Annotated in this window: 12 protein-coding genes and 1 pseudogene; 3 read left to right on the top strand and 10 right to left on the bottom strand. The window is 28.2% G+C overall.

From position 1 onward, the window contains the following. The 9 genes and pseudogenes from GQV94_RS07835 to GQV94_RS07345 all read right to left on the bottom strand — a co-directional run. Positions 1 to 247: pseudogene (locus GQV94_RS07835) on the bottom strand (hypothetical protein); the annotation flags it as partial. Positions 248 to 272: 25 nt separating this feature from the next. Next, a complete protein-coding gene (locus GQV94_RS07380) occupies positions 273 to 902 on the bottom strand; it encodes a protein-L-isoaspartate(D-aspartate) O-methyltransferase (RefSeq protein WP_200170412.1) in 630 nt (209 codons plus the stop codon). A gap of 62 nt (positions 903 to 964) precedes the next feature. After that, positions 965 to 2,335, bottom strand: a complete 1,371-nt coding sequence (locus GQV94_RS07375) for a nicotinate phosphoribosyltransferase (protein WP_200170411.1) — start codon at positions 2,333 to 2,335, stop codon at positions 965 to 967. A 3-nt stretch (positions 2,336 to 2,338) separates the two neighbouring features. After that, positions 2,339 to 3,361 carry a ribonucleotide-diphosphate reductase subunit beta gene (locus GQV94_RS07370; protein WP_200170410.1) on the bottom strand — a complete coding sequence of 341 codons (1,023 nt, stop codon included), beginning with the start codon at positions 3,359 to 3,361 and terminating at the stop codon, positions 2,339 to 2,341. Positions 3,362 to 3,363: 2 nt separating this feature from the next. Then, on the bottom strand, positions 3,364 to 3,786 hold the full coding sequence (locus tag GQV94_RS07365; protein WP_200170409.1) for an RDD family protein: 423 nt from the start codon (positions 3,784 to 3,786) through the stop codon (positions 3,364 to 3,366). Beyond that, the gene (gene pyrE, locus GQV94_RS07360) at positions 3,786 to 4,394 is read right to left on the bottom strand and encodes an orotate phosphoribosyltransferase (protein WP_200170408.1); all 609 of its coding nucleotides are present in this window, start codon (positions 4,392 to 4,394) and stop codon (positions 3,786 to 3,788) included. The genes GQV94_RS07365 and pyrE overlap by 1 nt, the downstream gene beginning before the upstream one ends. Positions 4,395 to 4,397: 3 nt before the next feature. Further along, positions 4,398 to 4,955 carry a ribosome recycling factor gene (gene frr, locus GQV94_RS07355; protein WP_200170407.1) on the bottom strand — a complete coding sequence of 186 codons (558 nt, stop codon included), beginning with the start codon at positions 4,953 to 4,955 and terminating at the stop codon, positions 4,398 to 4,400. 10 nt (positions 4,956 to 4,965) lie between these two features. Then, the gene (secG, locus tag GQV94_RS07350) at positions 4,966 to 5,307 is read right to left on the bottom strand and encodes a preprotein translocase subunit SecG (RefSeq protein ID WP_200170406.1); all 342 of its coding nucleotides are present in this window, start codon (positions 5,305 to 5,307) and stop codon (positions 4,966 to 4,968) included. 104 nt (positions 5,308 to 5,411) lie between these two features. Further along, a complete protein-coding gene (locus GQV94_RS07345) occupies positions 5,412 to 6,107 on the bottom strand; it encodes a Bax inhibitor-1/YccA family protein (RefSeq protein ID WP_200170405.1) in 696 nt (231 codons plus the stop codon). Positions 6,108 to 6,251: 144 nt separating this feature from the next. Between GQV94_RS07345 and GQV94_RS07340 the strand changes: the two genes are divergently transcribed. Then, positions 6,252 to 6,872 carry a carbonic anhydrase gene (locus tag GQV94_RS07340; RefSeq protein WP_200170404.1) on the top strand — a complete coding sequence of 207 codons (621 nt, stop codon included), beginning with the start codon at positions 6,252 to 6,254 and terminating at the stop codon, positions 6,870 to 6,872. Between the two features lie 4 nt (positions 6,873 to 6,876). Then, entirely contained in the window at positions 6,877 to 8,760 is a 1,884-nt protein-coding gene (locus GQV94_RS07335) for a mechanosensitive ion channel family protein (protein ID WP_200170403.1), read from the top strand. Positions 8,761 to 8,775: 15 nt separating this feature from the next. Here GQV94_RS07335 and GQV94_RS07330 read toward each other — a convergent pair whose 3' ends face one another. Further along, positions 8,776 to 9,129, bottom strand: coding sequence for a hypothetical protein (locus GQV94_RS07330; protein WP_200170402.1), 354 nt, complete (start codon positions 9,127 to 9,129; stop codon positions 8,776 to 8,778). Positions 9,130 to 9,233: 104 nt separating this feature from the next. Here GQV94_RS07330 and GQV94_RS07830 point away from each other — a divergent pair. Beyond that, positions 9,234 to 9,317, top strand: an 84-nt coding sequence (locus tag GQV94_RS07830; RefSeq protein ID WP_442778710.1) for a hypothetical protein, incomplete at its 3' end; no start/stop codon positions are given.

Genomic DNA, 9,317 nt, shown 5'->3' with positions numbered 1-9,317 from the left:
CCTCATCTATACTTGTTATATTTTCATTTTCTATTTTTACACCATTTAAAACTATGCTTAATTTTGTTTTTTGATCACCATTTCCCCAAAATGCTGCTGTTTGATTTTGTTTTAAATTTGCATCAAAAGCACTTGCGCCTACTTTATTTGTAGAGTATTTTGCATCTGCATAAGATACCCAAATACCTTGTCCATCTCTTAAATTTAAACCTGTTCCATTAGCATTAAATAAAGAAGCACAATCAATCTTGAGAGCTAAATTGGGCTTAAAATCACTCTTTTCCGTCTAAAACAGGCACAAATAAGCATTCTTCTAAAATTTCTTTTTGTAAAGAGGTTCCATTTTTAGTTAATCTTGTGATGTATTGTTTTCCATTTTGAAGTATAGGAGCTACTAAGATCCCATTATCGCTTAGTTGATCAAGTATGATTTCTGGTATAGAAGTAGCATAAGCTGAAAATAAAATTCTATCATAAGGAGCATAATTTTTCCAGCCATTTTGCCCATCATCATAGCGCACATTGATATTGCTAAAACCTAAAGTTCTAAAAGTATTTGAAGCACTTTTGGCAAGATTTTCTATGCGTTCGATTGTAAAAACTCTTCTTATAATGCGACTTAAAATTGCTGCTTGATAGCCACTACCACATCCTATTTCTAAAACACTATCAGCATCTTTGAAATTTAGTGCCATAGTCATTTTTGCAACGGTTAAAGGAGAGCTTATCCACTGAGAATTTGCCAAAGGTAAAGCATCTAAGCGGTATGCGTGAGCTTTTAGCGGGGAAAAAATTTCACGTGGGACTTCACAAAAGGCATTAAAAAGCTCTTCGTTGATAAAGATCTTTTTAGCAATTTCTTCAGCCATAGTTTTTACACGTTTTTGCTCAAATGCATTCATTTTTACTCCTTAAATTTAAAAAAAATTGTAGCAAAAAAAATTATGCTTGAAAAATTCTCAAATTATTTTATTAGAGAATTTTTGATTTTTAAAAGTTTATTTGAAAATTTAAGTTTATATTTTGTTTTAGATTTTAATGCTAAAAACTTAAAATCTAAAGTTTTGAGTCCTTGTGTAAGATAAGATCTAATTTCTTCTAAGTCTTTTTTTTCTTTAATTCTTTTTCCATTTTTAAATACTAAATTTAAAAGTTCTTTTGCGTAATATTCTTTTTTGATAATGATTTTTTCATCATATATTAAAAGTTTATCATAAAGAGCTTTGTTGGAGTTTTTATCATAAATTCTATAAAGTTTTTTTAAGTGCGGATAAATGGTTTTTTGAGAGTTTTCGCTTATTTTGATTTTGGGTTTGATATCTTCATTTTCTTGTATTGCTACAAGTTTATATACGCAGCCAAATACAGGATCGCTTTTTGCGGTTATAAGTCTTTCTCCTACTCCATAAGCATCAATAGGGGCATTATTTGAAACCAAATCTTTTATGATAAATTCATCTAAAGAATTTGAAGCGATAATTTTGCATTCTTTTAATCCTGCAAGATCGAGTTCTTTTCTTATAAATTTGCTTAAATTTAAAAGATCTCCAGAGTCTAAACGCACTGCACCTTTTGTGATATTTAAAGATTTAAAAGCATTAATGGCATTTAAAAGTCCTTTTTTTACATCATAAGTATCAATGAGTAAAATGGGTTGATTAGGATAAAGTTTAAGATAATTTATAAAAGCTTCGTATTCATTATCAAACATTTGTATCCAAGAATGTGCCATAGTTCCTATGGCTTTTATATTGTAAATTTTAGCACTTAAAGTGCAAGAAGTTCCATCAAAACCAGCTATATAAGCTGATCTTGCCCCATTAATAGCTGCTTGGCTTCCATGAGCTCTACGCGCACCAAATTCAAAAACAAGCGCTTTTTGCGCTACTCTTTTTATGCGATTTGCTTTAGTGGTAATAAGGCTTTGGTGATTGATATTTAAAAGTAGAAAGGTTTCTAAAAGTTGCGCTTCTATAGGGTTTGCTTTAATGATCATTAAAGGTTCATTTGGAAAGATAATTTCACCTTCATTCACAGAATAAATCGTGCCCATAAATTTAAAACGGCTTAGATATTCTAAAAATTCTTCACAAAAAATTTCTTGTTTTCTTAAAAATTCTATATCTTCTTTATCAAAATGTAAATTTTCAATAAATTCTAAAACACTCTCAAGTCCAGCAAATATAGCAAAAGAAGCATTATCTGGCACTTTTCTGAAAAAAACTTCAAAATAACAAAGTTCATTTTCTAATTTTTTTAAAAAATAGCCTTGCGCCATTGTGAATTCATAAAAATCACAAAGCAAGGCTAAATTTTGTTTTTTTTGTTCTTTCATTGATTAAAAATCATCAAAGCTTATGCTACCTTTTGAGTAGTTGGTTACTTTGCTTTCAAAGAAATTGCTTTTTTGATCATTAAATTTAGAAAAATCATCTACCCACTTGATAGGATGACTTGCGTTGTAGATTTTATCAAGATTGATTGCTAGTAATCTTTGATCAATTAAATAATGGATATATTCTTCTATAATATCATCTGTAAAGCCCATAATTTGATTTTGAGTGATATATTTTCCCCATTTGATTTCAAGCTCTCCAGCTTTTTTAAACATTTCATAAATTTTATTGATATTTTTATCGTTAAAAAGATCTGGTCTTTCTTTGCGTGTTGAATTAATCATATTTTGAAATAAAAGCAAATGAGTGATTTCATCTCTTTGGATAAAACGAATCATTTGTGCAGATCCTAGCATTTTACCTGCTCTAGCTAAAGCATAGATCGCAGTAAAGCCACTATAAAAATAAATTCCTTCTAAAATTTGATTTGCTACCATAGCTAAAAGAAGTTTGTTATCATCTACATCGCCTGCTAATTCTTCATAAATTCCTGAAATAAAATCATTTTTTTCTCTTAAAGTGTCATCGTGTTTTTCCATTTCATAGATTAAATCGGTATTATCACAGATTGCTTCTACCATAACAGCGTAAGATTTTGAATGATTTGCTTCTTCATAAGCTTGACGTGCTAAAACAGCGTTGATTTCAGGAGCTGTAATGTAAGGGTTGATATTATCAGCTAAATTGTTGGTTTGAAAACTATCCATAGAAATAAGTTGAGACCATACAAGATCATACATTCTTTTTTCAGCTGCAGTAAGGTTGCAACGATAATCAAGAGCGTCTTTAGTGGTATCTACTTCTTTTGGAAACCAAGTGTTTGCTTCCATAACATCCCAAAGTTTTAAAGCCCAAGTGTATTTTGCTTTGGTAAAATTTAAAATCCCGTGAGGATTTCCATCAAAAACTTTTCTATCATTTAAAGTTTCGTTTGAGCTTGGATTGTAAATTCTTTTTCTTTTCATTGTTAAGCCTTTCTTTTTATAATACAACTTCTTGTTAATATATCATGTAAATTTAAACCATCTTTCCTAAAAAAGCTAAAAAATAATCCTATTAGCATTCCAAAGCTTATAAAAAATATAAAATATCTTAATATTATTTTTAAAAATTTAGGCTTTTTACCACTTTTTAAATCCATTAAATAAAGATCGTAAGCTTTTAAACCTGGGCTTTGAGCAGATTTTGCTAGAAATAAAGCTTGTATAAAGCCAAAAAGCAAAGGGCAAAGGGTTGTAACAATGCCATTTTGTAAAAAAGCATCTTTAGAGCCTAAAATAAAATAAAATAAATATAAAATTGGAACATAAAGCAAAAAAATATCTATAGTTAAAGCTTTAAAACGCAAAAAGCGTGAAGCGATTTTTGCTTTAATTTTTCTTTCTTTCATTAATTTCCACGACTTCCAGGCTTGATAGCTATGCTACCTTGATCACAAAGTGGGCATTGATCACTATCATAAATTTCAAAGTCAAAATTTCCTAAGGTAAAAAGAGGAGTATTATTTGGAAGTTTTGCATTTTCTTTTGCTTTTGTATTTAAATTTTTTACAGCACAAAAACCACGATTTGCCAAAGCAGCAAAAGCTACTACTTTACCACCTAAACTTTCTATGATTTTTGCACTCTCTAAAGCACTTCCTCCTGTTGTAATAATATCTTCACAAATAATAAATTTTTCATTTTTTTTCACTTCAAAACCACGTCTTAAAGTCATTTCTCCATTTACTCTTTCTGTAAAAATGAAACGTTTATTACAAGATCTTGCTAGTTCGTATCCAGCTAGCAATCCACCTAGAGCAGGAGAGCAAATACAATCAAATTCTATAGAATATTGAGAGATTATTTTTGCTAATTCATCACAAAGTTCTTGAGCTTTGTTAGGGTATTCTAAAACTTTTGCGCTTTGTAAATAGAATTTAGAATGTTTGCCTGAGCTTAATAAAAAATGCCCTTCTAATAAAGCTTTGCAATCCTTATAAACTTGTTCTAAATTCATAGTTTATACCTTTAATAGTTCTGATTCTTTATTTTTTACGCTTTCATCTACTTTATTTATGTAAAGATCTGTGAGTTTTTGCACTTCATCATAAGCTTTTTTAGCTTCATCTTCTGAAATGGTTTTGTCTTTTTCCATTTTTTTTACACTATCATTTGCATCTTTGCGTATATTTCTTATAGCAATTTTTGCTTTTTCTCCCATAGCTTTGGCATGTTTTACATTTTCTTCTCTTTGTTCTTTTGTCATAGGAGGAAAGAAGAGTTTTACACTTTCGCCATCATTGTTAGGATTTACCCCTATATTGGCCGCAGATATAGCAGTTTCTATATTTTTAAGCATAGATTTTTCCCAAGGAGTAATGCTTATAGTAGAAGCATCATTGGCTAAAATAGTTGAAACTTGATTTAAAGGTGTTAAATTTCCATAATAATCTACTTGTATATGATCTAAAATGTGGATATTAACCTTACCTGTTCTTAGGGTAGTAAAGTCTTTTTTTAATGATTCTAAGCTTTTTTCACAATGAGCTTTTTGTTTGTTAAAAATTTCATTTAACATTTTAAATCCTTTATTTAGTAATATTATTTTCGTTATTTGTTGGTATAGAAGGGACAACACTCATAGGTGGATTTGGAATGCTTGAATTATTTTTAATGGTGATTTTTTCAGCTAAAGAATCTCCAGAAGAAGTGTTATAGATATAACTTAAAGCTATGGTATTGGCTATTAATATAATCCCCATAAAAAAGGTAAATTTTGCTAAAAATCCTGCAGGACCTTTTGCTCCAAATAAACTTTCATTACTTCCGCTATATGCCCCAAGTCCTATACTTGAACTTTTTTGAAGTAAAACAGCTATACAAATAACAACAACAATGATAAATTGTAATACGATTAAAAGAGTTGTCATATTTTTTCCTAAATTTGTGATTATTGTTTAAGAAAATATTTTAACTTATTTAAACTTGAAAAGATTTGAAATTATCAAGAATTTTGTGGGAAAATTCCCACAAATTAACGACTATTTAAACTTCTTAGAATATTAAGTAAGCTTACAAAAAGATTTACAAAATCAAGATAAAGCGCTACAGCACCTTCGATAGGAGTTTCATAGTTTCCACGAATAATATTTTGAGTATCATAAAGAATATAAAAAGAAAATAAAATCGCAGCAATCGATGAAATAGCAAGACTTACAATATCACTTTTAATAAAAATATTTAATAAGCTTGCCGCCACTATAACAATAAGAACTATAAATAAAGCTTTTCCCATTGTTGTAAAATCTTTTTTTGTATTCATAGCAAAAATACTTAAAGCACCAAAAGCAATGGTTGTAAGTGCAAAAGCTTGAGCTATTATAATAGCACCTGCTGGCAATGCAAGAACAGAAATTAATAAAGGCGTTAAAGTAAGACCTGAACAAAAAGTAAATCCAAAAAGTAAAATTAAATTTAACGGAGCTTCTCTTTTTTTCCATTGTAATGCAAAAAGAAGTCCTATTTCAATAATGAAAAGAATCCAAAAAGTTGCTTGAGATTGTATAAAAAAAGATGCTAAAGCAAAAATTCCAACATAAGCACCAACACTAGCTGCCAATAAAGATGCTGCAAATAGTTGATAAGTTTGCTTGATAAAAATACTTAGTTGGCTTGAGTAGCTTGTTTCAAGCTCTTTAGATTTTAAATAATCTCTATCATAAAGACTCATTATATCCTCCAAAAAATTATTTTAACTCTAAGAATTAAAAACATAAATTTATCAAATAAGTTTTAATCAAAAGTAAAAAGATTTAGATTTGTATGATAGTTTTTTGATATAATTTGATTTTCATAGTTTATAAATAGGATATGTATGAAAGATCTTATTAAAGGCGCTATAAAGTTTATGCAAGAAGATTTTAAAGAACACGAAGAACTTTTTGCAAGTTTAAAAAATAAACAAAATCCTCATACGCTTTTTATAGGTTGTTCTGATTCGCGTGTTATACCACATTTAATTACCAATACAGGTCCTGGAGAACTTTTTGTGGTAAGAAATATCGCAAATATTATTCCTCCTTATCGTGTAGGAGATGATTTTTTAGCTTCAACTTCTGCAATTGAGTATGCTTTAAATTCATTGCATATTAAAAATATAGTTGTTTGTGGACATAGTAATTGTGGTGGTTGTAGTGCTCTTTATTATCCTAAAGAAGAGCTTGATAAAATGCCTAATGTTAAGAAATGGCTTACTCTTCTTAAAGATATTAAAAAAGATGTTTTAAAGTTTTCTAAAGACCATGCTATGCGTTCATGGTTGACGGAAAAACTTAATTTGATTAATTCCTTGCAGAATATTTTAACTTATCCTGGTGTTTTGGAATCTTTTGAAGAGGGTAGATTGGAAATTCACGCTTGGTATTACATCATTGAAACAGGTGAAATTTATGAATACAATTTTAAATCTAAAGTTTTTACTTTAATTCAAGGATAGTTTTATGAGAAATTTGTTAATTTTATGTTTTTTTATTTTAAATTTATTTGCAAATGATGATTTTAAATTTATTGATATCAATAAAAGTATTTTAAATGGAAAAAACGTTTATACATTATCTCAGAAATTTGTAGAATTAAACAGACAAATTAAAGAATACGAAAAATTTACAGATTCTAATGCAAGTATATATAGTGGTATTCTAAAAGAGCTTGAAGAGCGAAAAAAAGAAATTCTTTCAGAAATTCCACGCGTAATTGTAAGCCAAAAAATAAATGAAAAAGCTACAGAATCTTTTTTAAAAACTAAACAGCAATTGCAAGATACTTTAAAACGTAGTAGTGATAAAAGTTTTGTTTATGTAGATACGGCTTTAAATTTAGCTTATTTGGATATCGTTGAAAGTTTTTATTCTTCTTTATTGAGTTTAGAAAATCTTTTTAAAAGTGCCGCAGATAGTGAAAGTATCATAAGTGTTATTGATGATGCAATGAATGATTTACAAAAAACTCTTAGCATGGATTTGAGTATTTATAGAACAAAAATCACTAATCCTAATGAAATGGAAAAAATATTACATAAAGAAGAAGTAATTTCCAATACAATTAATTCTTATAATGAAATTTTAAAATATTTAAGAGTAAATGCAAATTTACTTGAAAGCAATTATCTTTTTAGTGTTTTGGGGCTTCAAAATTGGATTGATCGTATTAATGAAATAGCAAATATTCATTTTGTAAATACAGGAAAAATTGTTATTTCAATTTTAACTCTTGCTTTTTTCTTTTCGTTAAGGAAAATTTTTTCTCAAATAGTTTATTTTTTGTTGGTAAAGTTAATTTATCGCAATAAAGCAAAAGCTAATGAAGTTAAAACAATTTTTATTGAAAATATTAAAAAACCTGTAGGATTTTTGCTTATTGTTTATGCTATTAGTGTTTGTTTAACTATAGCTTTTTATCCAGCTCCCGTTTCTTTTGATCTTACAAATCTTTTTTATATAGTCTATGCTACGCTTATTGCTTGGCTTGTTCTTAATATTTTAGATGGATATGGTATCGTTTTGGTGGCAAATTTAGCTAAAAAAAGTGATAAAAAAGAAGTTGTAAATTTAATCATTAAAATTTTATATTTTGTTATTATCATTATAGCTTTACTTTTTATACTAGCTCAACTTGGTTTTAATATTTCTGCTATTATTGCTTCTTTGGGAATTGGTGGATTAGCTGTTGCTTTAGCAGCAAAAGATATCATTGCAAACTTCTTTGCTTCAATTTTGCTTTTATTTGATAATAGCTTTAATCAAGGTGATTGGATAGAAATTTCAGGTATTGAGGGAACGGTTGTTGAAATAGGACTTAGAAAGACAACCATAAGAACTTTTGATAATTCTTTAGTTTTTTTGCCAAATTCAACTATTATGGGTGCTAATATTAAAAATTGGAGTAAAAGAAAAATGGGGCGTCATATAAGAATGTATCTTGGTGTAACTTATGATGCAACTCCAGAACAATTAGAATCTTGTGTAAATGATTTGAAAGAATTTTTAAGAAAAAGTCCTTTAGTGGCTCAAGTAGATGATAATGCTTTAAAATACGGCGATACAAAAATAAAATATCGTCAAAACTTAGTTTCTATCAATGATTTGGAAGGATATAAAAATTCTTGCCACGTGGCTTTGAGTGAATTTGCTGATAGTAGTATAAATATAGAACTTTATTTTTATACAAAAGCTATTAAATCAGATGATTTTAGAAATGCAAGGCAAAGTTTAATGTTAGAATTTATGAGAATAGTTGCAAAGAATGGGTTGAGTTTTGCTTTTCCAAGTAGAAGTATTTATGTGGAAAGTTTGCCTAAAAATTTTCAAGATAATAAAACCTTTTAGGTTTTATTATCAAAATTAATAAGCTTTTTTACGACATTCAATTTCTATTTTTCTTGCAGTAGGAATTGCTGTATTGGACGGGGTAGCTGATGATGACATATAATAAATTTTAGCTTCTAAAAAATCTCCTGTTTTAAGATCTTTAAACATACCTTTTTTATCCATTCCAAATAGACCGCAGTTATCCATATCAATTTCAGTGTTTGGTAAAATTTTAATCGCCATTTGTCCGCCATGGATTGTATCAATTAATAATGTTTTATTGTTATCATAAATTTCTGCAATGCTTCCTTGTATCTTAATGCCATCAGCTAAAAGATTTGTAAGTATTCCAGTCCCTACAACCAAAGATAAAAAAATTTTTTTCATATGAACCTTTCTTAATTAAAATATTTGAGAAAGGATACATTGTTTATATAAAGTGAAAGTGAAGTGATTTATAAATCAAAAACTGCAATAGCGTTAAAAAAGCTATGGATTTTCTTACACAAAAACAACTTACTTTTGTTTTTAAAGATATTAAAAAAATAGATAATAACATTTTAAATTTATGGCTT

Origin of the sequence: Campylobacter sp. TTU_617, assembly GCF_016599045.1 — a bacterium.
Classification (GTDB): Bacteria; Campylobacterota; Campylobacteria; order Campylobacterales; family Campylobacteraceae; genus Campylobacter_D.
The sequence above is the reverse complement of the archived record's forward strand: the minus strand, read 5'-3'. Positions and strand labels throughout refer to the sequence as shown.

Excerpts from the sequence above, each read along its gene's own strand:
- GQV94_RS07345 (WP_200170405.1), bottom strand. The coding sequence starts at position 6,107 with ATGAGTCTTTATGATAGAGATTATTTAAAATCTAAAGAGCTTGAAACA.
- frr (WP_200170407.1), bottom strand. The coding sequence starts at position 4,955 with ATGTTAAATGAAATTTTTAACAAACAAAAAGCTCATTGTGAAAAAAGC.
- GQV94_RS07340 (WP_200170404.1), top strand. The coding sequence starts at position 6,252 with ATGAAAGATCTTATTAAAGGCGCTATAAAGTTTATGCAAGAAGATTTT.
- GQV94_RS07375 (WP_200170411.1), bottom strand. The coding sequence starts at position 2,335 with ATGAAAGAACAAAAAAAACAAAATTTAGCCTTGCTTTGTGATTTTTAT.
- GQV94_RS07365 (WP_200170409.1), bottom strand. The coding sequence starts at position 3,786 with ATGAAAGAAAGAAAAATTAAAGCAAAAATCGCTTCACGCTTTTTGCGT.
- secG (WP_200170406.1), bottom strand. The coding sequence starts at position 5,307 with ATGACAACTCTTTTAATCGTATTACAATTTATCATTGTTGTTGTTATT.
- GQV94_RS07335 (WP_200170403.1), top strand. The coding sequence starts at position 6,877 with ATGAGAAATTTGTTAATTTTATGTTTTTTTATTTTAAATTTATTTGCA.
- GQV94_RS07330 (WP_200170402.1), bottom strand. The coding sequence starts at position 9,129 with ATGAAAAAAATTTTTTTATCTTTGGTTGTAGGGACTGGAATACTTACA.
- GQV94_RS07370 (WP_200170410.1), bottom strand. The coding sequence starts at position 3,361 with ATGAAAAGAAAAAGAATTTACAATCCAAGCTCAAACGAAACTTTAAAT.
- GQV94_RS07380 (WP_200170412.1), bottom strand. The coding sequence starts at position 902 with ATGAATGCATTTGAGCAAAAACGTGTAAAAACTATGGCTGAAGAAATT.
- pyrE (WP_200170408.1), bottom strand. The coding sequence starts at position 4,394 with ATGAATTTAGAACAAGTTTATAAGGATTGCAAAGCTTTATTAGAAGGG.